Source organism: Pelosinus sp. UFO1 (assembly GCF_000725345.1).
Classification (GTDB): Bacteria; Bacillota; Negativicutes; order DSM-13327; family DSM-13327; genus Pelosinus.
On sequence record NZ_CP008852.1, the window covers coordinates 3,454,059 to 3,477,966 of the forward strand.

Genomic DNA, 23,908 nt, shown 5'->3' on the forward strand with positions numbered 1-23,908 from the left:
ATTCACGTATTCATAATACATGGTTTTCTAACCCCAAAACCTATTGCCTAAGACTAACATATTCTCATATAATGAAAAAAACTGGAAGGAGCGATACATAGAATGGATTTTAAAAGTATGAATGATACAACCTTGCAAGAATACTATTCCTCATTGTCCAATCAATACGAGGACTTCCGAGCTCAAAAATTAAATTTAGATATGTCACGAGGCAAACCCTGTACAGAGCAACTAGACCTTTCTAGTGATCTTTTGGAGAGTCTTAGCAAAACTGACTACAAAACTGTAGCAGGCGTTGACTGTAGAAACTATGGCGGCGTGGATGGCATTCCTGAAGCAAAAGAACTTTTTTCCTGGATGTTAGATGCTAACCCCCAAGAAATTATGATTGGGGGAAATTCGAGTTTAACCATGATGCATGATCTTCTTTCTCGTGCTATGCTGCACGGTTTTTTAGAAAGCGAAACACCTTGGGCCAAATTACCAACCGTTAAGTTTCTCTGCCCAAGTCCAGGATATGATCGGCACTTTGCCATTTGCGAGCACCTAGGAATTGAAATGATACCTGTTGATTATCAAGAAGATGGACCAGATATGGAACAAGTGGAGAAACTAGTTGCTGCGGATCTAGCTATTAAAGGAATTTGGTGCGTGCCCAAATATAGTAATCCTACTGGCATTACCTACTCTGATTCAGTCGTAAAGCGATTGGCAGCAATGCCGACGAAAGCGCCTGATTTTCGGATTTTCTGGGATAATGCCTATTCGGTGCATCATCTTACAAATACCCCCGATCAATTACTAGATATTTTAAAGACTTGTACACAAGCGGGTCACCCAGATCGGGTTTTCGAATTTGCCTCCACCTCCAAAATTAGCTTTCCTGGTGCCGGTATTGCGATGCTCGTTAGCAGTGCCAATAATATCAATTGGCTTAAAAAGCATCTCAATATTCAAACCATTGGACCAGATAAACTAAATCAGCTGCGCCATGTCCGCTTCTTTAAAGATCAAGCAGGCATAGAAACACATATGCACAAGCATGCAGCAATTATTAAACCTAAATTTGATATCGTACTGGAGATTTTAGAATCTGAGCTAGGCGATAAAAATCTTGCTTCTTGGAGTAAACCACAAGGTGGATACTTTATCAGTTTAGACACATTGCCAGGCTGCGCTCAGAAGATAGTTGCAACGGCCGCTGCTGCCGGAGTCCTGCTCACACCTGCGGGAGCTACCTTTCCCTATGGCAATGACCCTGAAGATAAAAACATTCGCCTCTCTCCTACCTTTCCCCCAATATCAGAGCTAAAACAAGCGATGGAGCTAGTCGTTCTTTGTGTTCAATTAGTAAGTGCAGAGCAAGAATTGGTAAAAAGAAAATTACTCTCCTAGAAATCATTTATTATACTTAAAATTATTAAAAAATAACTATTATTTACTAGGGAAAGTGGTATAATATAGGTAATAAATTAAAACTATGGATGAGGTGTTGATAATGTCCAAGGATTTTTACACAGCTTTACAAGGAAGACGTTCGGTATATGGTCTTAGCAAAGAATCAGTGATCTCCGATGAAAAAATACAGGAAGTAATTGAAGCTGCTGTTAAACATACCCCCTCTGCCTTTAACTCACAAAGTGGGAGAGTGCTTCTTTTATTAGGAGGACAGCATGATAAATTGTGGGATATTACGAAAGAAGCCCTCCGAAAGATCGTCCCCGCAGATGCTTTTGCCCCTACTGAAGAAAAAATAAATTCCTTTAAGAGCGGTTATGGAACAGTATTATTCTTTGAGGATGAAACTGTTATAAAAGAACTACAGAGCAAATTCGCTCTCTATAAAGATAATTTCCCCATTTGGTCACATCACGCTTCTGGAATGTTACAGTTTGTCGTTTGGACAGGATTAGAAGCAGAAGGATTGGGTGCCTCCTTACAACATTATGGGGCTCTTATCGAGGATCAAGTCAGTCAGCAGTGGAATGTTCCATCTACATGGAAATTGATTGCTCAAATGCCTTTTGGCAAAACTACCGCTCAGCCTGGCGATAAAGAATTTAAGCCACTAGAAGAACGAATTAAAGTTTTTAAATAAGTAACGTAAAAAGCAGCTCTAAACCAAGTTGGTTTGGAACTGCTTTTCGCTATTTGAATACACTAAGGATGTAATCCCCCATTGAACATCTATTCAATTAAATGCAAAAACATGGCATTGGAGTAAAACCAGTTAGAGAAGTTATTCTCGATAAAGAACTATAGTTAGCTTAGATCAACTGATAAATGCCCAAAAGGCCGCAAAATCTTGCGTCCTTTTGGGCATTTATTATTACTTCATTTTTAAATTTTAAAAATAATTTCTTAGAAGCTATGAGTAAATGTTGCTTCCAGTTTCGTATTATGCTGTCCACTACTGATTTGTTTTTGGTCTTTGTAGACAAGCTCTAGTTCTTGGTTTTCACTTAACTTATGGATTACACCATAGTAAAAACCTCGGTTGTCATTATCAAAATCACTCTGTCCGCCCATATCACCATTGGTTTCTACCCTAAAGTTAGTGATATAAGCTGCCGTTTTATCATTGAAGCCATAGTTGAAGCTTGCTGCGTAGGCTTTGTTATCTACATTACTGCTTGATTTTGCAAACTCTGCCGTTACACTGTTTTTCCCAAATTTATAGGTTCCATCAGTGGCCCAATGATTGGTGCTTTCGCCACCATTATATTGGTATCGTCCTAATGTAACTCCCCAGCTTAGATCTTCATTTGCCTTAAAGCCAGTCCGAATTGCATATATTTTATTGTCCTCTGACCCTATGTTATCTTCCTTGGCAAAAAGGGCTGATACATCAACAACACCCACTGTACCAGAAGCACTCAAGCCATCAACAAAAACATTTTTTCCAATATTAGAATCCGCTCTACTATATAAAAGCGCGGTTGCTCCTACTGTTGCATCTTGGCGTCCAAGCTTGTAGACAACTTGGTCTTTCTTGTAATTCACTCCAAATTGATCTAAGGCAATCACTGCCTTCTTTCCTGCTCCATATGTATCTCCATTAAAATCTCCAAGGGAAGGATTCGATGCATATTGGCCGCCAAGACGTCCATACAATGACCAACCAGCCCCTAGATCTGTTTCTCCTTTCAGCTTGAAGGTATAGATACCACCAGAAACATTAGGATTGCCTTCCGCTGTCTCCCTTGCTAGCTTGACTGATACATCACCAGATAAATCAACTGGCGCAGCAAAAGCCACTGAAGTTAAAGATACACTTAAACTAGCTAACGTCATTGCTATAACTTTTTTCATTTCATCCACCCTTTTTGATATTTTATTATAATAGCGATATTGATAATCATTATCATTTTATATAATAAAACAATCCTCTTAGATTGTCAACCTAAGAGGATGAATTCTAGTACTGTAAAGTTTTTCTACTACAATAAGGACTCTTTTTGAAAACGATCTAGCATGCTAATCGTATTAATTAGGTGATTATTAAAAATTTGACGTGCTATCTTTAATAATTCCTCTATCATTGGATCTTGCAGGGAATAAAGTACTCTTGTTCCTTCTTTCCGAGTTGTAACAATATTTTTATTGCGTAGAATCGCCAATTGCTGGGAAACTGCTGCCCCCTCGACTCCGCATAATGACTGTAGTTCATTGACATTCTTATCTCCATCACACAAAAACTCTAAGATTCTAACGCGCAAAGGATGGGATAAGGCTTTAAAAAAGTCAGCTTTAAACTGTTGAACTTCTCTGTTCATATACTTCTCCTTTGTTATCAATGCATAGCGATATATATTCAAATATAGGGATATAACATTATTTGAATATATATTACTATGTATTAATGAAAATATCAATATATTATTATTGCACATTTTTTTTATATGGGTGTATAATAATGATCTATCAGTTGTTGTTTAAAGAGAAAGGGGACTTTTCCATGACACGCGCTATTAGAGTACCACTAAAGCGTTATTTTACTAGTTTTTTCAAAAAAGATCTACTAGCAGGTCTTACAGTTGGCGTCATTTCACTACCACTTGCCATGGCCTTTGCCATTGCCTCTGGCGCAAATCCCGAAAACGGAATCTACACTACCATTATTGCAGCTTGCATTGTCGCTCTTTTTGGTGGCAGCAAATATCAAGTAGCTGGCCCTACTGGTGCCTTTATTCCTATCCTACTATCTATCGTATTGACATACGGGTATGAAAACCTGCTCATCGCTGGATTTTTGTCTGGAATACTCCTTATTATTATGGGACTCTTCGATATGGGTTCACTGATTAAATTTATCCCTCGTTCGGTAACGATAGGCTTTACAGCGGGGATTGCTGTCAACATCTTTACAGGGCAAATCGCTAATTTTCTTGGTCTTACAGGGCTAGAACGTCATGAGAGCTTTCTTGCTACTATGGAGGATATTATTAACCACCTTACTACAATAAATCCTTATAGCACGCTAACGGCTGTAATCTGTTTGGCAATCATTTTAATTACACCCCGATTTTTACCTAAGGTCCCCGGTTCTCTTCTTGGACTTATCACTTCAACAGTCATCTCTTCCGTATTTTTCCCCAATGATGTCACTACCATAGCTTCTGCGTTCGGTGGAATTCCTGGGAATTTGCCCCACATGAAATTTCCTGATTTTACTCTAGATAAATTACAGTTACTTCTGCAACCAGCCCTTACCATTGCACTATTAGGAGCCATTGAATCCTTACTGTCCGCTGTTGTTGCAGATGGTATGACAGGCACCAGGCATAATAGTAATAAAGAATTAATGGGACAAGGTCTGGCGAATATGATTATTCCATTGTTCGGAGGCATTCCTGCTACTGGTGCCATCGCCCGCACTGCGACCAATATCAAATCAGGAGCCGCCACACGTTATTCCATCGTCATTTCCGCCCTATTTGTCTTAGTGGCCATGTTAGTTCTTGCGCCCTATGCCGGTCTGATCCCCCTTGCGAGTATGGCTCCAGTACTTATGATTGTTGCTTACAACATGAGTCAACACCAAGCTTTTGTTGGTATCTTAAAAGTCCGAACTTTTAGTGCTGGTGTATTACTGATTACATTTTTTCTCACCGTCCTGACTAATTTAACAATTGCTGTTGAAATCGGCTTGCTACTAGCCATGGTGCTTTTTGTTAAACGAATGAGTCAGGCTATGGTAGTAACCCAAGTCATCCCTGACCAGGAACACAACCTAGTCGAAGTCTTGGATCAAGACATGCCCAACTCCCAGGATTGTTCACAAATTAGTATTTACAGTATTGAAGGTCCATTATTTTTCGGAGCTGCGCAAATGTTTTCGGAAAGCATTATGAATACGATTCACTATGATCCTAAAATTGTTATCTTACGTATGAGCAAAGTTCCTTTGATTGATATTACAGGTGAAAACCATTTACGCACCATTGTTGAAACTCTGCAAAAAAAAGGAACTATGGTATTAGTGTGCGGCTTAAATCAACAACCAGAGAAAAAGTTGAAAAGCACAGGACTTTATAAAAAAATCGGCGCGCACCATTTCTTCCCTCATACAAATCATGCATTAACTTACGCACTAGAAAATGTCAATCAAAGTTACTGCCGAAACTGCCAAGGGGATGTTTTCAAACAATGTGCACTGATTCGAGAACAGACTTCCTAATAAAACTCTGGCAAAGTTCTGGAACAGAACCATCTTTGCAGGATTTTGCCGTTGTTTTATGACAGTGTTAATCAAAGAACGACTAAGGCTTGTGCCAAGTCCTCGGACGCAGGCAGAAGCCTTAGTCGTTCTTACTTGGAATCAAGAAAGTGTTAACCTTTCTGATTCCGCAAAAAAGAGACTTGATACAATTGTATCAAGTCTCTTTTGCCTTTTTATCGATTAGACAAGGTAATAACGCCTGCCTGCACGTTAAGTTTTACAGTGCTGCCTTCCATAACTTCTCCCCGGACAATTTTTTTACTCAATTCCGTTTCAATTGCCCTGCTAATTTGCCTACGAAGTGGTCTAGCACCAAATGCTGGATCATAACCATCTTTCGCCAAGAGTGCCAATACGGACTGGTCCCAATCTAAGGTAATATTCATCTGTTTTTGTAAACGTTTGTTTAGCCCCTTCAATAAGATGTCAGCTATGCTGCCTACTTGTTCTTTTGTCAGAGCACTAAAGACAATGACATCATCGATACGGTTTAAAAATTCCGGTCTAAAGTGTGTTTTCAGCATACTAAGTACTCTTTCTTTTGCCACTTCAAACTCATGCTGCAAGATTTCACTTGATCCAAGATTAGATGTCATGATAACAACCGTATTTTTAAAGTTTACGGTCCGCCCCTTCCCATCTGTCAGACGGCCATCATCTAACACCTGTAACAAAATATTAAATACATCACTATGGGCCTTTTCAATTTCATCTAACAAGATCACACTGTAAGGACGACGGCGTACTGCTTCCGTCAACTGCCCACCTTCATCATGACCAATATACCCAGGAGGTGCACCAACCAAACGCGCTACAGTATGTTTTTCCATATATTCGCTCATGTCCAAGCGAATCATGCTGCGTTCATCATCAAACAATACTTCCGCCAATGTTTTCGCTAATTCTGTTTTACCAACCCCTGTCGGACCTAGAAAAATGAAGGAACCAATCGGACGATTTGGATCTTTAATCCCTGCTCTTGCCCTAATGATAGCCTCACTTACGGCCTGCACAGCATCATCTTGTCCAATTACCCGCTCATGAAGAATGGTTTCCAAATTCGCCAATTTTTCTCGTTCGCCAGCTAACATACGACTGACAGGTATCCCCGTCCAACGGCTAACAATCTTGGCAATATCATCTTCGCCTACTTCTTCTTTTAACATAACCTTATGATCATGTTTTTGATTCAAAAGCTCGTCTTCCTTCTTCAGACGCCCTTCCAATGCTGGTAACTTACCGTACTTTAGCTCCGCTAAATGATTGAGATCATAAGCTCGTTCTGCCATCTCCATTTCTTTCTTGACGGCTTCAATTTCCTTCTTAAGACTACGCAAACGTAAAATCGCTTGTTTTTCCCCTTCCCACTGGGCTTTTAAGACATCAGTTTCCTGACGATGTTTTTTCAATTCTTCCTCAATACCAGCCAGTTTTTCAACGGAAGAAACATCACTTTCCTTTTTAAGGGCTTGTTCTTCAATTTCCAGCTGCATTACTCGACGCAAAATTTCATCCAATTCGCTAGGCATAGAATCAATTTCAGTACGCAGCTTAGCGGCTGCTTCATCCATCAAGTCGATTGCCTTATCAGGCAAAAATCGGTCAGAGATATAACGATCAGACAATACAGCTGCCGCAACAAGTGCCGAATCTTTAATGCGAACGCCATGATGAATCTCATAACGTTCTTTCAAACCGCGTAAAATAGAAATCGTATCTTCAACTGTCGGCTGATCAACAAGTACTGGCTGAAAGCGCCGTTCTAAGGCAGCATCTTTTTCAATGTATTTGCGATATTCATTCAAGGTCGTAGCACCGATGCAGCGCAGTTCCCCTCTAGCCAGCATAGGTTTTAGAATATTGCCAGCATCCATCGAACCCTCAGAAGCTCCAGCACCTACTACTGTATGAAGTTCATCAATAAACAGCAGGATTTTCCCTTCGGATTTAACAATTTCATTTAAGACATTTTTTAGACGTTCTTCAAATTCCCCTCTGTATTTGGCGCCAGCTACCAAGGAACTAAGATCCAAGGAATATAAGCTTTTATTCTTCAGAGTTTCTGGTACATCTCCAGCTACAATACGACGAGCTAATCCTTCGGCAATCGCTGTTTTTCCCACACCAGGCTCACCAATAAGCACTGGATTGTTCTTTGTACGGCGAGACAAAATTTCTACCGTCCTTCGAATTTCCTCATCCCGCCCAATGACCGGATCTAGTTTTCCCTGTTTAGCCATCTCTGTCAAATCCCGTCCATATTTGGACAAGGCTTGGTAACCCTCTTCTGGATTGTCACTCGTTATCCGTTGCCCCTTACGATAATTTGCTACAATCTGCTGAATGCGGCTGCGGTGCAGCCCAAATTCCCGGCAAACCTCCACTACATCACTATCACCATCATCCACAACAGCCAGTAATAAATGTTCAGTGCTGACATATTCGTCCTTCATGCTAGCAGCTATTTTTTCAGCTAACCCTAATACCCGAATCATGGCTGTATTCATCCGCAGACCACCTTCTTGTCCACGGACAGAAGGCTGATTGCTGATGATTTTTTCTAATTTAGCTTTGAGAAGTTTCTCATCAATTTTGCACTCGGCGAGAATCTGCCCAATCATTCCGTCCTCTTCTTTTACTAATGCCAGCAATAAATGACGTGTAGTCATCTCTTGGTGATAATGTAAAGCAGTTAACTGCTGTGCCTCTGAAACAGCAGCCATTGCCCTTTGTGTATATTTTTCTTGCCCCATAATAAATCCCCTCCAATAATCTTTCTATCTAAGTTACAAATATGTTTAAGGCCAATCGTCAGAAATGGATGCCCTATATCTCATTTCTGGCAGACCAACAATATAAAGTGAATTCATTCTATATAAGCCCTACTTGATCTTATTTATGCCTTAATGCAGAGATCTTTTTATAAAGTTCAATTTCCTCAGGAGTTTGATTACCCGGTATATCGATATAAACCTTTATATACAAATCACCCAAGGTACCATCCTGCCCTTTAAACCCTCTGCCTTTAAGGCGCAGTTTTTGACCGGAACGAATTCCTGGTTGTATCTTTATTTCTAGGGTGCCATCAGGTGTAGGTATAGATGCAGTGTCCCCTAAAACAGCTTGTTCAGGATAGATAAGCAACTCGCCTTCCATATTGATCTGATCTACGATTTGCCATTTTGGATGAGACTTAGCCTGCACATGAAGATACAAGTCACCTGCCAGTCCTCCTCTGAGTCCCTTACCCCCTAGGCCTTTTAAGCGTAATACAGTACCGGGATAGGTCTTGTTCGGAATCTTGACCTTTAATTTTTTAGTTTCTTCCATCACTCCCATGCCGCCGCAAGCAGGGCATATGCCATTTCCAGCAAAACGACGGCCTTCGCAGGTACTACAGACAGTTGGTAAACTAACCTGAATCTCTTTCTCAATTCCCGCAATCAACTCTTCTATCGTTAGGCTGATTTCGACTTCCACATCTTCCCCTTGCTGTGTTCCTGGCTGCCTTGTCTGGTATCTGCCAGCATTTCCTGCCCGCTGCTGGGAAAACCCTTGCCCAAAAATAGAAGAGAAGAAGTCGCTAAAGCCAAAATCATCCATTCCATCCATATGATACGTCTGATAGCTAGTTCCGCCAGGTGGTGGTTGAAACTCCTGACCACCCCGCCAATTCTGCCCTAACATATCATATTTTTTTCGGTTTTCACTATCGCCTAATACCTCATAAGCTTCGTTTATCTTTTTAAACTTCTCTTCCGCCTCTTTCCGATCGCCTCCTTGATGCAAATCAGGATGATGCTGCCGAGCTAATTTACGATATGCATTTTTTATTTCTTTATCTGTGGCACTCTTGGTTACACCTAGCACCTCATAATAATCAATAAACTTCATGTCCTTCACCCACTTTCAGAGTAGTCATAATGAAAGAAAGTATCTTTGATCTCATTTCAATGAACCCCTACATCTAGTTTACCAAAATTTCGCATTAATAGTCAATGTTTTTAATTCGACTATTTGACCTTTGTTTTTAAGAAAAAAGAACCATCTGGTTCTTTGAAGCTTCTATTTTCCCCAAACATGATAGTACCTAGCAATAAAAGTACACAACTCTCAGAATTGACTTATTAGATTTCCTCCAGTATTAATATATTATCGAGTATTAAAATGGTCACACCCCCAGCGAAAAAAGGCAATAAAAGTCCTAGATAATAAAAATGTAATATTAAGGGTGTAAAAGGTAGTGAGCCAAGTCCAATCTATATATCGAATTAGATCGGTATATAATTCAAGAGGATATTCGATGGCCGTAATACCCGCACTAAATAGCAGGGAGTAACCAATGATTGGCCAAAAACCCCGTTCCCTAGTCACCTGGTTATATAATACACACAACGTAGGAAATACCCATAGTTCAAATAATATGCTGGTTTCGTAGTAATGAGGTAATAATCTAATCGGATATTCTATTAACTTCAGGTTTTGAACAGGACTTCCCCAAAGAAAGTCAAGACAAGATTTAAATAAAAACACAACAATCCAATCGCGAAAATACCGCCAATCCACCGCAAAGATCAATAATAATAACGTAATCACAATGGATACTATCGTAATAATAGTTTCTAGACTCAAATTCATTTTCTCCTCCTGCGAGGTTTCATTTCATAGCTATTATTTTGTACTAAAATGGCTGATTTATTCTTTGTTTTGTAGGCTAGCAAGAGTTTGTTCAGCTAGCTATATAATCTAAAAAACAAAAAAATTACCTCCGATTGTAGAGTCTATCGACAATCGGAGGTAATTTTTATTCAAGGAATTTCGTTAATATTTCCGAGGTAATGTCTGCGGAAAACCAAGGCAAGAGAACTATATTTCCTTGGGCTATATCATACACCTTATTGATCCAAACCTTTTCAGATTTAGCTTTTGCTTGTAACAACTTATTTTCTGTATTCACAATGCTGAAACTAGAGTTAATAATCCACCAGTTTGTGTAGATACCAGCTCTTGTAAGATCTTCTTCTAACCTTTTGGCTTCAAAGACCGGAGTAGCTTCCGGTAATGTGATGATTACTACTTCAGTTTCTTCTGCATTTCTAAGCCTAGGCAGCAGTTTTATGACTGATTCTGGCATAATACCTTGTACTCTTTCAATTTCTTTATGATAATTTTCCGTAGCATCTAACAGTAAAAGTGTATGACCTGTTGGCGCTGTATCAATGACTACTACCTCTTCGTCACACTTATCTACGATGCTCGCAAACACATGAAAAATAGCAATCTCTTGGGTGCAAGGAGACCGCAAATCTTCTTCAATATAAGCCAAATCTTCTTCACTCATTGTTTTTTTTGCTTTACTTAGGATTTCTTCTTTGTATTTTTCTAAAGCTTCTTCCGGGTTAATACTACTCAAGGTATATCCGTCCATGGAATTTGCTAACAAACTTAAGTGATTAGCTGGATCCGTTGTTGTAAGATGCACCTTTTTCCCTTTCTTCACTAAACCTAATGCAATGCTGGCAGCTAATGTCGTTTTTCCTACGCCCCCCTTTCCCATGGTGAATATAACCCTTTTATTGTTATCTGCTAGGTATGCTACTAATTCACTCAGCTTATGATACCCTTTAATCTGGGCAGCTTCTTCGCTAGGAAGGGCAGCTTTTGAAGTAAGCATTCGCCTGATACTTTCTATACCCGTAACGTTATAATCACGCAGAGGAATCTTATAGATTGGCAGCTTGCCAATTCCCTTTGGGATATTTTCAAGAGCCTTTGTTTGCTTTGCTAGGAGACTGCTCGATATATCACAGGAATTAACATCGCCTTCAAAGATGCCATTGACAACCAGTAGCTGGTTATCAATTCCCAGCTCTCTTAGTTCAAGGGAGGTTTTATCGGCTTCGATAAGCGGAGAGTACTCTGGTCTAGCAACGAGCACTAAGGTCGTTAGCTGGGCATCTGCCAGGGTGCTCACCGCATTTTTGTACATATCCTTCTTATCTTCAAGTCCTGCCAGTTGTCCTAAACAGCTAGCACCATGCTCATTTTTGTTAATAAAATTTGACCAAGCCGATGGCAGCTGCAACATTCTTAGTGTATGCCCTGTAGGTGCCGTATCAAAGATAATATAGTCGAACTTTCCTTCCAATTCTTTATTCGTAAGGAAATTAGAAAACTCATTAAATGCAGCAATCTCTACAGTACAGGCCCCTGATAATTGTTCTTCCATATTTTTAATGACTGATTCAGGTAATTTCCCTTTGTAAGGGCCTACTACCGATTCTTTGTATTCCTGGGCAGCCTCTATGGGATCTAAGTTTAAAACCATCAAATTAGGGACATCTTTAATGAGTACCCCTTTATTATCGAGCTTCGTTTCAAAAACATCCTGCAAATTAGATGCTGGATCCGTACTAATCAGAAGCACTTTACTGCCAAGATCCGCAAGTGTTACCGCAGTGGCACAGGCGGCAGAAGTCTTGCCAACTCCGCCTTTACCGGTAAAGAACAGGTATTTTTTCAAGTCCAGTGCGGTAGGGTCATATAGTGGTAACATGATTCCTTCACCTCTTATCATTCTTTGGAGCAGCACTCATCTTCATCAGAGCAGTTCCCGTCTATCGGGCAGCTCTGATCAATGGGGCAACATTCTGAGGAATCACAGCAACAACAACTACTACCTGCTGCTGTTTCATAAGCTAAATCAATTCCACTCCACTCTGCTAATTCACTAGTAGAAGGATAGCTTTTTGTCTTGACAACTTCTCCATCTACTAATGTAATCGGAAGAATACTTTCCCCTTCTTTCATTAGTAGTTCATTAATAACTCTATTTTTAATATACATCTCAGGATCACTGCTCAAATTATATCGTACAGCCTTTCCTCCATCGGCATTTATTTTATTAACCACAGCCGTTATTCTGAGTAAATCCTCATTGACAACTGGACCACAAACACCAGTAGAGCAGCATAGTGCTACCTCAAACACTTCAATTTTTTTCATTATAAAAAATCCTCTCCCTTTCTTTGATTATATAACTATATACTCATGTAATCATATTCCACATTACAATATATTATCCATACTTCTTATTTGTGATGATTTGGGCATTTTTTTAGAGCCCTTCCCTCGTGGATGAAGTTATCAAGAATATAAATTCAAGATAAATGCATACTAATAAAATCAGCATACCCAAGAGAAGTTGGCAAAACGATGTCAGGTTACCCGCAACCCCTGAAACAATGGTTATTTAACCATCTGGCAATTCGGGATTGGCAGAAAGGCATAGGTACGTGTACGATGCAGAATTATCCAACCAATGAGCAACTTGCAGAAATGGGGAGGATATTAACCCAAGCGCGAATTGAAAACTGGTTTGAGAATACTTTTGGATCCTGGCGCTGGTGGGTTCTTGTCGTACTGCTCATCTTCCCGTGGTTTATCTGGGCTAAAATAGTTGACAAGAAGAAACTCCATGAGTTGGCTTTATTTGGGTTACTTATAATGGTATCTTCAATTACTTTGGATGAGGTGGGCTTTGTATTATCCCTGTGGAATTATCCAATAAATGTAATCCCCATATTTCCCCGGTTAACCTCAGCAGACTATACAGCGATACCGATTATTTATATGCTAATTTATCAATACTTTGCGATATGGAAGAGTTTTTTATGGGCGTTAATTGTGATATCCGTCTTTTTTTCCTTCGTAATTGAACCAAGTATCATGAAGCTAGGGTTTTACGTACTTATAAACTGGTCATTCCTCTACTCATTTATCCTCTATCTTGTTGTAGGACTAAGCGCGAGATGGCTGACGAAATTGCTTGTGAATACAACACATAAATACAACACAGAGTAAACTCTACTATAACTCTACCAATTCATGGACGTTGGATGTCTATTTGAAAATAAATAACATCCTCAAGGTCATATTTCCTATAAGCAATCGTAACTCTTTGCGCGGGCGTTTCTTTACGCCTGTTTTTTTACTTTTATGTTAGACTTTTCTCACTAAGCTTAGTATTATATAAAAATAGGTTTCTCTAAGGACTGCGTTCTTTATGTTCTGATCAAATTAGTTAGGATGTGACATTATGAATTGGGATAATCTTCCCTTATTAGTCATTTTAGCTTTATCGGTTATTGGCAATAACCATTCCGTATCCATAGCCGCCCTAGTACTTCTGCTGATAAAAATGTTAGGTTTCGAAACTTGGTTTCCTTACATAGAAAATCATGGCATAACTGTGGGTATTACCATTCTAACCTTAGCTGTGCTAACCCCCATAGCCCAAGGTCGTATATCTATGGGAGGAATCTTTGAATCCTTCAAGACACCGATTGGCCTAGTCGCCGTTTTTATCGGTATCTTCGTCGCTTGGGTTGCGGCCCAAGGTGTGTTCTTTATGAAAGGATCACCGGAAGCAGTAACGTCTTTGGTCGTTGGTACGATAATTGGCGTTTGTTTCTTCCACGGGTTAGCTGTCGGCCCCCTCATTGCGGGTGGTATGGTATCTTTGATCGTAAGCGCAATGGGAATATTTAAAAGTTAACACGAAGAGGATTTTTAACCACAGAGAACACAGAGGACGCAGAGAGGATCATTTCCCCCCTCTGCGTCCTCTGTGTTCTTTTTTGTATTCTCTGCGTACTCTGTGTCTCTGTGGTTAAGGTCACTAAATCCCCACAACCTGAACCTACATTTCCTTTGCGGGAACTGGCCCACGAGAAACGGCAATTCGTCCTGTACGAACAATCTCAATAATCCCAAAGTCTACTAATACCTCGCATAGAGCATCAATCTTAGCTTCTTCACCCGTAAGTTCAATGACTAGTGTTTCTCGATTTACATCAACAATCTTGGCGCGAAAAATCTCTACAATATCAACAAGATCGGATCGATTTGCTTTATTGGCTCGAACCTTAATCAATGCCAACTCTCGTTGAATTGAATCTACGTAAGTAAGGTTAATAATTTTTATCACGTTAATTAGTTTTGACAGCTGATTTACCACCTGATCTAATTCGAATTCATCCTCAACCTCTACACCAATCGTAATTCTTGTTGTATCCGCTTCCTCGGTAGACCCAGCTGCAATACTTTCAATATTAAAAGCCCGACGGCTAATCAATCCCGATATATGCGTGAGTACACCTGGTCGATTCTCTACTAAAACAGCTAATGTATATTTCATTAGAAGACCCCTCCCAATACCATTTGATCTAGACGGCCACCTGGAGGAACCATAGGCAATACATCCTCTGTTGCCGGCAAGAGTACCTCAACGAGAACCGGCCCTTCCATTTTCAATGCTTTTTCTAATATGGCATCCAACTCTTCTGGCTCTGTCACACATAGACCTGTAACTCCCATAGCCTCAGCAAGTTTTACAAAATCCGTACAGCCCTTAGTACTGGAATGAGAGTAACGCTTACCATAGAACATTCTTTGCCACTGATTGACCATACCTAGAACCTGATTATTCATAACAATAATCTTTACTGGCAGCCCATTATCAGCCATGGTCGCAAGCTCTTGACAGTTCATCATAATACTACCGTCACCAGTAAATAATACGACGGGTTTTTCTGGCAAGGTGATCTGTGCGCCAATTGCCGCTGGCAAACCATAACCCATCGTTCCTAAACCACCAGAAGTTAAGAAAGATCGTTGCTTTTTAAAAGTGTAAGATTGTGCCGTCCACATTTGATGCTGTCCAACATCTGTTACAATAATGGCATCACCCTTGGTAAGTTCACTAACCTTTTCAATAACGGCTTGTGGTTTAATTCCTGCGGTTTCTAATTCAGAGACTGGAGGTTTTTCCTTTTTCCATTCCTGCACCAATTTGTTCCATTCCCCAGTTTCCTGCTGCCATTTCTGAAGTCCTTGCAACGCAACTTTCTCAGCTAGAAGAGGCAATGACCATCTTAAATCTCCAATCACTCTAAAATCGGAGCGGACATTTTTATTGACCTCTGCTGGATCAATGTCAAAGTGGACTATTTTTGCTTTTGGGGCAAAGTTTTTCACTAAACTGGTTACACGATCATCAAATCGGACTCCTACTCCTAGTAAAAGATCACATTCCATAGTTGCCATATTCGCAGCGTAGGTGCCGTGCATACCAACCATTCCTAAATGCTGGGGTGCATCACAGGGGATACAGCCTAGCCCCATTAAACTAGTAATGATTGGGATTCCTGTACTCTCTACGAACTTTCTTAGCTCCTGTGATGTTCCTGAAATATTAACCCCGCCACCGATAAATAGTAATGGTTTTTTAGCCTTTTCTAACTCAGTAACAACCAAATCGATCTTGGATGCGTCACCAGAAAATATCGGTTTATAGCCCCGAAGTTCCACAGCATCAGGATACTCAAAATCCAATGTATCATTAAAAACATCTTTTGAAATATCAATAACTACAGGTCCTGGTCTTCCCGTACGTGCAATATAAAAAGCTTCTTTTATTACTCGGGGCAAATCTTGCACTTTTTTTACTAAATAATTGTGTTTGGTAATGGGGGTCGTAATACCACAGATGTCTGCTTCTTGAAAAGAATCCTTGCCGATCAAGGAGACTCCTACCTGACCTGTAATGGCTACCAAGGGGATTGAATCCATATAAGCAGTAGCAATTCCCGTAACTAGATTTGTTCCTCCTGGACCTGATGTAGCAAAACAAACACCTGTTTTTCCTGTTGCCCGTGCATAGCCGTCGGCGGCATGAACGGCACCTTGTTCATGTCGAGTTAACACATGAGGGAAATTTGTTTTAAACAAGGCATCATAAAGGGTTAACACCGCACCTCCTGGATAGCCAAAAACAATTTCAACCTCTTCCGCCTTTAAACATTCAATTACCGCCTCAGCTCCCAGCATTCTCAAGTAAATCGCCTCCTCTTCCTTTTCCCAACATTCTAACAAACAGTTGTGTGACGTAAAAATAACCATCATTAATAAGAAAAACGCCACGCGTCCTTTTTGAACCACAAAGACACAAAGGTCACAAAGGGGTTCTATCCATCTCATTCCCATCTTCTTTGTGTGCCGCGATAGCGGCATTGTGTCTTTGTGGTTCAAACTTTTTAACTAGTAACTTATAAATTCTGATACCAAAATAAAGACCTCCGTCCCTTGTATTAAGGGACGGAGGTTAATCCGCGATACCACCCAACTTACTATGGTTACAGGCCATAGCATCTCATAGGTACGAAGCAAAATGCTCTATACCTCACCGCAATAACGGGCGGCATTTCCTCAAAGAGGCCCGGCGCAGCTTACTAAAACTTCAGCCCGCAACTCGTGGATGATTTTCATTATGCTCCCTATTACTGGCTTACACCATACCCAGCTCGCTGTGAATAGTAGGAAAATAATTACTCTTCCATTCATCGTCTTTATAGTATTCCTTTTGCTTATAATACTGAAAATTCCACCCTCTGTCAACAACATTCTTTATGAAATAGACAGACATTACAACATAAGCAAGGTATTTCACCTTGCTTATGTTGTTTCTTATGAAATTGGAAACAAATTTTATCCGATGACTAAACCGCTCTAAGACTCCCAACTTCATCTCGTTAACAGCCTGTAATATCCTGCCCTCTGGTCCGGATAACAGTCTGTAAACTCGAAGTAAGTTCGCTCTAAGGATTTTCGAATCCAAGGCTCACTTATCTCGTTAACAGCCTGTAATATCCTGCCCTCTGGTCCGGATAACAGTCTGTAAACTCGAAGTAAGTTCGCTCTAAGGATTTTCGAATCCAAGGCTCACTTATATAAGTGGGAGTTAAGAGCGGCTAAGTCCCTGGATAGAAGGGCTAAGATTCAGATGGAGTTAAAACTCCATCTGAATCAAGTCTTCTTTATAACATTTTTTCGTGCTCATATACCTTACGCAAGAAAGTGAGAGGCATATTTCCGGATTTTAGATACAGTTCGTGAAATACTTTATCTAAGGCCAGCCCCTCTAGTTTGCCTTTTTGAGCCTTCATCATATCTTCTTTTAATTCCCAGACCAACTTATTGCCTGTTAAATAGCAGAGAGGATAGGATCGTTCCTGGGAATACCAATTAAGCTCTGCTTGCACCCTGCCAGATACAAAACCTGTGACCTTTTGTAGTAATTTACCTGCATTGACAAAAGGATCTTCCGATGTTAACTCAACATCAATACCTACATCTAAGTATTTGATATCTCCCGTCATAAAATATAAATCGATGGCTACCCGGGCACCAATTCTTGAAATATCTCGTTTGGCACAAAACCGTGCTTCCTCAGCTAAATCTCCCATATAACCAATATCTAGCATATAATCTTCTAACATGGTCGTCCAACCTTCTGCATGTTCCATAGCGTCAAAATGCCGTCGGACAACAGAAGGATGAGTACAAGCAGTAGCCAATTGCAAATGATGCCCTGGAATCCCCTCATGAATCATCATAGAAGGAATGGAAAGTTCTGTATGTTCATCCAATAATTCTTCACTTAACGTAAGATAAACCATACTTGTTTTTACTCCTGCCCTAAAGGGTGGTGGTGAGACCATAGCGCCAGCAGGGATGGAAGGAGCCATAAAAGCAGGAGTTTGGATAATCTGCATATCTTGTTCTTTGAAGATAGGAAATAGGTCATTTTCGAGTAAATATTGGGTAATTTTATCTCTTTCCTTTTTATAGCGAACAATAACACTAGGCAGCGAATTAGCGGGATCAAGTTTGACTTTATATTTTTGATTTAAGAAGTCGTGTAATTCTTCCAATGTCATAGCAGATGATAGCTTATACTTATCTACTAACTTAACCCGTAACGTTTCAAGTTCTTCTGCTGTTTCCTGCAAAAAGTCAGTAGCCATCTTATGTAGTTCTTCTATAGATTTATCAATCCCACGTAATTTTATGAACTCACTAGCCTGCTCCTTACCGATAAAAAAATGTTCCGTAGTAGGCATGACTTTGATTTGTTCTATATATTTATCTAGAGCTGCTTCTGCTTCTTTTTTCGCCTTTTCTAATCTTTCTAACTGGGGATATTTCTCATCCCTTGCCCAACTATAGAGATTGGCAAAAAAGTCAGGTAAACCTTCTACCTTTTCTATATCCATACTCACCCACCGTTTAACAGGTGTGTCCAAGCGTTTAATCAATTGTTCTAAATACTGAGGTACTTTTTCCAGTCGCGCCGTAATATTATCCAATCGCTCTTTCGCTGGACGAGGATCATTAACAAACATCAAAAATAACCCATTACTGATATCATCACCAGCAGTCGGTTTTTGTTCTAACTCTGTCTTATCATTAAAGGTATAGCTATGTTTAAATACTGCAAATTCTACAGCCAAAGCAGCTAAGTCCAAATCTAGAATATGTTCAAAATCTAAAACTCCCCGAGGAAAACTAGCAATATCTGCCAATAATTTTTGTCCTGCATCCACTACTGACTTACTACTCTCCAAACTAGGGTCAGGTAAATTATCTAAGTTTTTATCGACCCCCAAACTTACACAAGCATTCCCATCTTGCGTAAAATAGTCATGAAATTTTTCGATTAAGATATCATATTCTTTCATTATAAATCGCTCCCTACTTATCAAATCTAACTTTCTCCCTAACTTACAACCTGAGTATCTTTACCTTATGCAAAAATTAGGAACAATATCCACCTAATATTAAAAACTATTACTATATCACTTTCCCCAGTAAAGAAAAGAATCCTTCATACGGTCTTAAAAAGAAAAACACGTACCTCACTAGTAAGTGACGTACGTGTTTTGAGATTAATACCTCGTTAGCAGCAATTATTTTCTAGTTGCTACTGTTTCCAAATATTCATCATATGTCATGCGTTTATCAATAATACCGTCTTCTGTAATCTCGATAATACGATTCGCAATGGTTTGTACGAATTCATGATCGTGAGCAACAAATAACATAGTACCTTCAAAGCTAATCAACCCATTATTCAATGAAGTGATTGACTCCAAATCCAAATGATTGGTAGGCTCATCAAAAATGAGTACATTGGCGCCGCTGAGCATCATCTTGGATAGCATACAACGTACTTTTTCACCACCGGATAGTACATTGGCTTCCTTCTGACTTTCCTCACCGGAGAACAGCATGCGACCTAAGAATCCGCGAACAAAAGTTTCATCAGGATCTTTTGAGAACTGTCTAAGCCAATCGACAAGATTAAGATTCGTGTCAAAATACTCTGCATTGTCTCTAGGGAAATAGGCTTGTGAAGTGGTTACACCCCATTTGAATTCCCCACTATCCGCTTCCATTTCACCCATTAAAATTTTAAAGAGTGTAGTTTTAGCCAAGCTGCTCGCACCAACAAAAGCAATTTTGTCTGCTTTTGTCACTACAAAACTAACATTGTTTAATACCACTTCACCATCAATTGTTTTACAAAGGTTTTCAACAGTCAACAGTTGATCCCCAGCTTCTCTATCTGGTTTAAAAGCAATGTAAGGATATTTACGGGAAGATGGTTTAATATCTTCTAATGTTAACTTATCCAACTGTTTTCTACGAGATGTTGCTTGCTTCGATTTGGAAGCATTGGCACTAAATCGTTGAATAAAAGTTTGTAAGTCTTTCATTTTTTCTTCTGTCTTCTTATTGGCTTCTTTAGCCATTTTCAATGCCAATTCACTAGACTGCTGCCAAAAATCATAGTTGCCGACAAACAGTTTAATTTGACTAAAGTCAATGTCTGCTATATGAGTACAAACTTTATTCAAGAAGTGACGGTCATGGGATACAACAATAACTGTGTTATCAAAATTATATAAGAACTCTTCCAACCAACGAATGGATTCAACATCAAGATGATTTGTTGGTTCATCCAAAAGCAAGATATCAGGGGTACCAAACAAAGCTTGTGCTAAGAGTACTCTGACCTTCTCATTACCGCTTAAATCTTTCATTAATTTGTAATGAAATTCTTCACCAATCCCTAAACCAGTTAACATTCTAGCGGCTTCAGTTTCCGCATCCCAACCATTTAATTCAGCAAACTCGCCTTCTAGTTCACCGACTTTAATACCATCTTCATCGGTAAAATCAGCTTTTGCATACAATTCTTCTTTTGCTTCCATAATCTCAAACAATCTTGCATGTCCCATGATAACTGTCTTTAAAACATCAAATTCATCAAATTCATAATGATTTTGCTTTAATACAGCTAAGCGTTCACCTGCTGAAATAATAACTTCACCAGAATTTGGCTCAATTTCACCGGATAAGATTTTTAAGAAAGTCGATTTCCCTGTACCATTCGCACCAATTAGGCCATAACAATTACCTGGTGTGAATTTTATATTGACATCCTCAAATAATGCCCTTTTTCCATACCGCAACGTTAAACCACTTGTACTAATCATGTTTTTATCAGCCTTCCTTTTTTAAAATGGCACATAGAATTTGCTTGATCCTTAAATTAACAGAAATAAAGAGCCCAAAAGGCTCTTTATTTACTTACTATATGCAAGTGAAAAGTTATGTGCTAACTTTTCATAGTCTTCTAAGACATTAACTAGCTTAAGCTTGTCAGCATTGTTTGCTGCGTCTATATTACTGCTTCCAATGGCGAATTGTATAATACTTTTCACCTGGAAAGGATAATAGCCTAAGTTCAGCAACTTCTTGCAAAGTTGTTGAATACGTTGTTCCATTTTCATCTTTAAACCCTCCTGTAACCTATAATTGATAGCGGTAATTAATATACAACACACCTTGTAAATTTCACACACTATGTACTTAATCAACATTACCACCAACTCTATAGGATATGCAGAGACAGGATTTATGATTACTCTTTTTTCTCAAGAACAACTCTAACCTACCAGTCATTCACTTACAATTGACTCTTTGTATTGTTCAGCCACCAACATGCTGAGTAACTATTGTAATTCTACCATATAAATATAGGCCGTCAAATATGACGGCCTTTAGCTTTCGATATTGATCTCTGTCATTATAGCACTATATTAGGGATGTGTCAACGCTTTGTTAAGAAATTATTTTCTAACTACTTAATATTATACTTTTGCAACTTTTGATAAAAACCAGATCGATGAATACCTAAGATTTTAGCTGCCTTACTCTTATTGCCGCCAGCTTCCTCTAATGCCTTTAGAATGGCTTGTTTTTCTGTATCACCTAGCATGTCTGCTAAATTATCAGCACTCTCCATTTGTTCTTTCACTTTACCAATCTTCTTGACAATAGGCGGCAAATGTTCTGGATTAATCAAAGTCTCATCTTCATCTATTAAATTTACTGCTCGCTCTAGAATGTTTTCCAATTCCCGAACATTACCCGGCCATCTATAATCCATTAACAATCCTAAAGCTGCCTCAGATACACCTTCAACGCAATGCGGCACTTGCTTATTGATTTTTTTGAGCAGCAAATCACATAACGCCGGTATATCTCCCACTCTTTCCCTTAGAGGAGGAATGGCTAAGGATATAATATCTAAGCGATAGTACAAATCTTGACGGAAATCACCTTGCTCAATCATCTTCGTCAAATCCCGATTGGTGGCGGCGATCACTCGTAGGTCTAATGAGATTGTTTTCGTCCCCCCGACCCGTTCGAATTCTCTTTCTTGCAATACCCTAAGCAGCTTAACCTGCATAGAAATCGGCATATCACCAATCTCATCAAGAAAAATAGTGCCTCCATTTGCTAACTCGAATTTCCCAGGTTTCCCGCCCTTCTTAGCTCCCGTAAAGGCACCTTCATCATACCCAAACAATTCTGTTTCTAGAAGGTTTTCTGGTAAAGCAGCACAATTCACCTTAATAAAAGCACCTTTATTTCTTCTGCTTTCATTGTGAATGGCCTGAGCAAATACTTCTTTACCAGTGCCGCTCTCCCCTAAAATGAGTACTGTGGAATTCCCTTTTGCAGCTTTTACTGCGATGGATTTAAGCCACTGCATCTTTTCGTTTTCACCAATGATACTTTCAAAAGTATATTTCCCACCGTATACTTTTCGTAATTCTTCCTTATAATACTCTACCTCAAGTTCTAACTTATTTAGTTTATTCGATAATATTTTAAGATCCTTAACATCTTTAAAAACAACTTTCCCTACAGCCCCAACTGTTTCACCATCTTTTACAATAGGAATACGAGTAACAACACAATTATGCTGGTTGATTCGTTGAATGTCCGTAATTTCAGCCTTACCATCTTGGGCAACAACGTGCATACGAGTATTAGGGATAATATCGACAACTGGTTTTCCAATTACTTTTGCCCGGTCAACGCCTAAAAAGTCGCAATAGGCTTGATTAATCATTGTGATTTTACCAGTTCGATTGACGATTACAATTCCCTCAAAAATACTTTCAATGGCAGATTCTAATGTACTTTTTAAACTTTTTACATTTTCTAGTTCCGCAGCTACGTTTTGCAGCTCCGTTATATCTTGAAACACGGCTACAGATCCAATCACCTTGTTATGACTGAGAATCGGAGACCGGTTGGTAATTATTTTACAGTTACCGATATTTTGCTGTTGATTGATTTCCGCTAATCGAGTCTCTAAAACCCGGCTAAGACCTGTATTGGGTAATACATCGTCAACATGATGTCCAATGACAACTTCCGCATTTAACCCTGTAATCGTTTCCGCAGCAGAATTAAATAAGGTGACAATTCCTTCCGAATTAACAGCCGTTACGCCATTATAAAGAGAGTCGACAATGGCATGCAGCTCTTCTGCTAAAAATTGTGACTGCTCAGATAAATAGGCAACTACATCCGTCCGCCATAAGATTCCTAATGGACGATTCTCTACATCAACGACAGGAAAAGAGTTGCACTGATGCACTGAAAACTGTTCTTCCAAATCATTATTTATACGCCTAGCAGGGGACAAAGAAACAACATTACTCGTTATAATATCTTGTACAGACTTCTTCATTGTATCCCTATTCGCTAACGCCTTGATAAATCCCATCTGGTTAATTAAACCGACGAATTGCCCTTCATTATTCACAACAAAAGCCTGGTCTGCACCAGCAGCACTAAGAACAACTGCAGCTTGGTGTAATGTCATCGTAGGTAACACCGTTACTATATGTTTTTTCATTAATTCTTTTACGCGCATACCCACCTCCAGAAATCCTCTTTAATAAGCTCATTAGACATTTG

The 23,908-nt window shown here is 39.4% G+C and carries 18 protein-coding genes and 1 other annotated feature; of the genes, 5 read left to right on the plus strand and 13 right to left on the minus strand.

What is annotated here, in order from left to right:
• Positions 1-102 precede the first annotated feature (102 nt).
• Together UFO1_RS16405 and UFO1_RS16410 are read left to right on the plus strand one after the other, a co-directional pair.
• Positions 103-1,395 (plus strand): aminotransferase class I/II-fold pyridoxal phosphate-dependent enzyme, encoded by a 1,293-nt coding sequence (locus UFO1_RS16405; protein WP_038672561.1) that lies wholly within the window; start codon positions 103-105, stop codon positions 1,393-1,395.
• 103 nt (positions 1,396-1,498) lie between these two features.
• Entirely contained in the window at positions 1,499-2,098 is a 600-nt protein-coding gene (locus UFO1_RS16410; protein WP_038672563.1) for a nitroreductase family protein, read from the plus strand.
• A 263-nt stretch (positions 2,099-2,361) separates the two neighbouring features.
• On the opposite strand, the gene UFO1_RS16415 is transcribed toward UFO1_RS16410, so the two are convergent.
• Together UFO1_RS16415 and UFO1_RS16420 are read right to left on the minus strand one after the other, a co-directional pair.
• Positions 2,362-3,312, minus strand: a complete 951-nt coding sequence (locus tag UFO1_RS16415) for a hypothetical protein (RefSeq protein WP_038672565.1) — start codon at positions 3,310-3,312, stop codon at positions 2,362-2,364.
• Between the two features lie 128 nt (positions 3,313-3,440).
• Positions 3,441-3,776 (minus strand): helix-turn-helix transcriptional regulator, encoded by a 336-nt coding sequence (locus tag UFO1_RS16420; RefSeq protein WP_038672568.1) that lies wholly within the window; start codon positions 3,774-3,776, stop codon positions 3,441-3,443.
• Positions 3,777-3,958: 182 nt separating this feature from the next.
• Between UFO1_RS16420 and UFO1_RS16425 the strand changes: the two genes are divergently transcribed.
• On the plus strand, positions 3,959-5,680 hold the full coding sequence (locus UFO1_RS16425) for a SulP family inorganic anion transporter (RefSeq protein WP_038672570.1): 1,722 nt from the start codon (positions 3,959-3,961) through the stop codon (positions 5,678-5,680).
• 215 nt (positions 5,681-5,895) lie between these two features.
• Here the strand turns inward: UFO1_RS16425 and clpB are convergent, their stop codons facing one another.
• The 5 genes from clpB to arsD all read right to left on the minus strand — a co-directional run bounded on the left by clpB (position 5,896) and on the right by arsD (position 12,727).
• The gene (gene clpB, locus UFO1_RS16430) at positions 5,896-8,475 is read right to left on the minus strand and encodes an ATP-dependent chaperone ClpB (protein ID WP_038672572.1); all 2,580 of its coding nucleotides are present in this window, start codon (positions 8,473-8,475) and stop codon (positions 5,896-5,898) included.
• 139 nt (positions 8,476-8,614) lie between these two features.
• On the minus strand, positions 8,615-9,616 hold the full coding sequence (locus tag UFO1_RS16435) for a DnaJ C-terminal domain-containing protein (RefSeq protein ID WP_038672574.1): 1,002 nt from the start codon (positions 9,614-9,616) through the stop codon (positions 8,615-8,617).
• A gap of 258 nt (positions 9,617-9,874) precedes the next feature.
• Positions 9,875-10,360, minus strand: coding sequence for a CBO0543 family protein (locus UFO1_RS16440; RefSeq protein WP_038672576.1), 486 nt, complete (start codon positions 10,358-10,360; stop codon positions 9,875-9,877).
• Positions 10,361-10,526: 166 nt separating this feature from the next.
• The gene (gene arsA / locus UFO1_RS16445) at positions 10,527-12,278 is read right to left on the minus strand and encodes an arsenical pump-driving ATPase (protein WP_038672578.1); all 1,752 of its coding nucleotides are present in this window, start codon (positions 12,276-12,278) and stop codon (positions 10,527-10,529) included.
• A gap of 17 nt (positions 12,279-12,295) precedes the next feature.
• Positions 12,296-12,727, minus strand: a complete 432-nt coding sequence (gene arsD, locus UFO1_RS16450; RefSeq protein WP_071842026.1) for an arsenite efflux transporter metallochaperone ArsD — start codon at positions 12,725-12,727, stop codon at positions 12,296-12,298.
• 210 nt (positions 12,728-12,937) lie between these two features.
• Here arsD and UFO1_RS16455 point away from each other — a divergent pair, with 210 nt between their 5' ends.
• Positions 12,938-13,585 (plus strand): CBO0543 family protein, encoded by a 648-nt coding sequence (locus tag UFO1_RS16455; protein ID WP_236639226.1) that lies wholly within the window; start codon positions 12,938-12,940, stop codon positions 13,583-13,585.
• Between the two features lie 235 nt (positions 13,586-13,820).
• Positions 13,821-14,279, plus strand: coding sequence for a DUF441 domain-containing protein (locus UFO1_RS16460; protein ID WP_038672580.1), 459 nt, complete (start codon positions 13,821-13,823; stop codon positions 14,277-14,279).
• Positions 14,280-14,423: 144 nt separating this feature from the next.
• On the opposite strand, the gene ilvN is transcribed toward UFO1_RS16460, so the two are convergent.
• The 6 genes from ilvN to UFO1_RS16495 form a co-directional block, all read right to left on the minus strand.
• On the minus strand, positions 14,424-14,921 hold the full coding sequence (gene ilvN / locus UFO1_RS16465; protein WP_038672582.1) for an acetolactate synthase small subunit: 498 nt from the start codon (positions 14,919-14,921) through the stop codon (positions 14,424-14,426).
• Positions 14,921-16,618: a biosynthetic-type acetolactate synthase large subunit gene (gene ilvB, locus UFO1_RS16470; RefSeq protein ID WP_038672583.1), complete on the minus strand. Its 1,698-nt coding sequence runs from the start codon at positions 16,616-16,618 to the stop codon at positions 14,921-14,923. The genes ilvN and ilvB overlap by 1 nt, the downstream gene beginning before the upstream one ends.
• A 254-nt stretch (positions 16,619-16,872) precedes the next feature.
• Positions 16,873-17,134, minus strand: a binding site (T-box leader).
• Between the two features lie 464 nt (positions 17,135-17,598).
• On the minus strand, positions 17,599-19,302 hold the full coding sequence (locus tag UFO1_RS16480; RefSeq protein ID WP_038672588.1) for a DUF885 family protein: 1,704 nt from the start codon (positions 19,300-19,302) through the stop codon (positions 17,599-17,601).
• Between the two features lie 228 nt (positions 19,303-19,530).
• Positions 19,531-21,123, minus strand: coding sequence for an ABC-F family ATP-binding cassette domain-containing protein (locus tag UFO1_RS16485; RefSeq protein ID WP_038672590.1), 1,593 nt, complete (start codon positions 21,121-21,123; stop codon positions 19,531-19,533).
• Between the two features lie 90 nt (positions 21,124-21,213).
• On the minus strand, positions 21,214-21,420 hold the full coding sequence (locus UFO1_RS16490; protein WP_038672592.1) for a hypothetical protein: 207 nt from the start codon (positions 21,418-21,420) through the stop codon (positions 21,214-21,216).
• A gap of 350 nt (positions 21,421-21,770) precedes the next feature.
• Entirely contained in the window at positions 21,771-23,864 is a 2,094-nt protein-coding gene (locus UFO1_RS16495; protein ID WP_038672596.1) for a sigma-54-dependent Fis family transcriptional regulator, read from the minus strand.
• Positions 23,865-23,908: the final 44 nt, after the last annotated feature.

Coding starts and splice junctions, on each gene's coding strand:
- UFO1_RS16405 (WP_038672561.1), top strand. CDS start 103: ATGGATTTTAAAAGTATGAATGATACAACCTTGCAAGAATACTATTCC.
- UFO1_RS16410 (WP_038672563.1), top strand. CDS start 1,499: ATGTCCAAGGATTTTTACACAGCTTTACAAGGAAGACGTTCGGTATAT.
- UFO1_RS16415 (WP_038672565.1), bottom strand. CDS start 3,312: ATGAAAAAAGTTATAGCAATGACGTTAGCTAGTTTAAGTGTATCTTTA.
- UFO1_RS16420 (WP_038672568.1), bottom strand. CDS start 3,776: ATGAACAGAGAAGTTCAACAGTTTAAAGCTGACTTTTTTAAAGCCTTA.
- UFO1_RS16425 (WP_038672570.1), top strand. CDS start 3,959: ATGACACGCGCTATTAGAGTACCACTAAAGCGTTATTTTACTAGTTTT.
- clpB (WP_038672572.1), bottom strand. CDS start 8,475: ATGGGGCAAGAAAAATATACACAAAGGGCAATGGCTGCTGTTTCAGAG.
- UFO1_RS16435 (WP_038672574.1), bottom strand. CDS start 9,616: ATGAAGTTTATTGATTATTATGAGGTGCTAGGTGTAACCAAGAGTGCC.
- UFO1_RS16440 (WP_038672576.1), bottom strand. CDS start 10,360: ATGAATTTGAGTCTAGAAACTATTATTACGATAGTATCCATTGTGATT.
- arsA (WP_038672578.1), bottom strand. CDS start 12,278: ATGTTACCACTATATGACCCTACCGCACTGGACTTGAAAAAATACCTG.
- arsD (WP_071842026.1), bottom strand. CDS start 12,727: ATGAAAAAAATTGAAGTGTTTGAGGTAGCACTATGCTGCTCTACTGGT.
- UFO1_RS16455 (WP_236639226.1), top strand. CDS start 12,938: ATGTCAGGTTACCCGCAACCCCTGAAACAATGGTTATTTAACCATCTG.
- UFO1_RS16460 (WP_038672580.1), top strand. CDS start 13,821: ATGAATTGGGATAATCTTCCCTTATTAGTCATTTTAGCTTTATCGGTT.
- ilvN (WP_038672582.1), bottom strand. CDS start 14,921: ATGAAATATACATTAGCTGTTTTAGTAGAGAATCGACCAGGTGTACTC.
- UFO1_RS16480 (WP_038672588.1), bottom strand. CDS start 19,302: ATGAAAGAATATGATATCTTAATCGAAAAATTTCATGACTATTTTACG.
- UFO1_RS16485 (WP_038672590.1), bottom strand. CDS start 21,123: ATGATTAGTACAAGTGGTTTAACGTTGCGGTATGGAAAAAGGGCATTA.
- UFO1_RS16490 (WP_038672592.1), bottom strand. CDS start 21,420: ATGAAAATGGAACAACGTATTCAACAACTTTGCAAGAAGTTGCTGAAC.
- UFO1_RS16495 (WP_038672596.1), bottom strand. CDS start 23,864: ATGCGCGTAAAAGAATTAATGAAAAAACATATAGTAACGGTGTTACCT.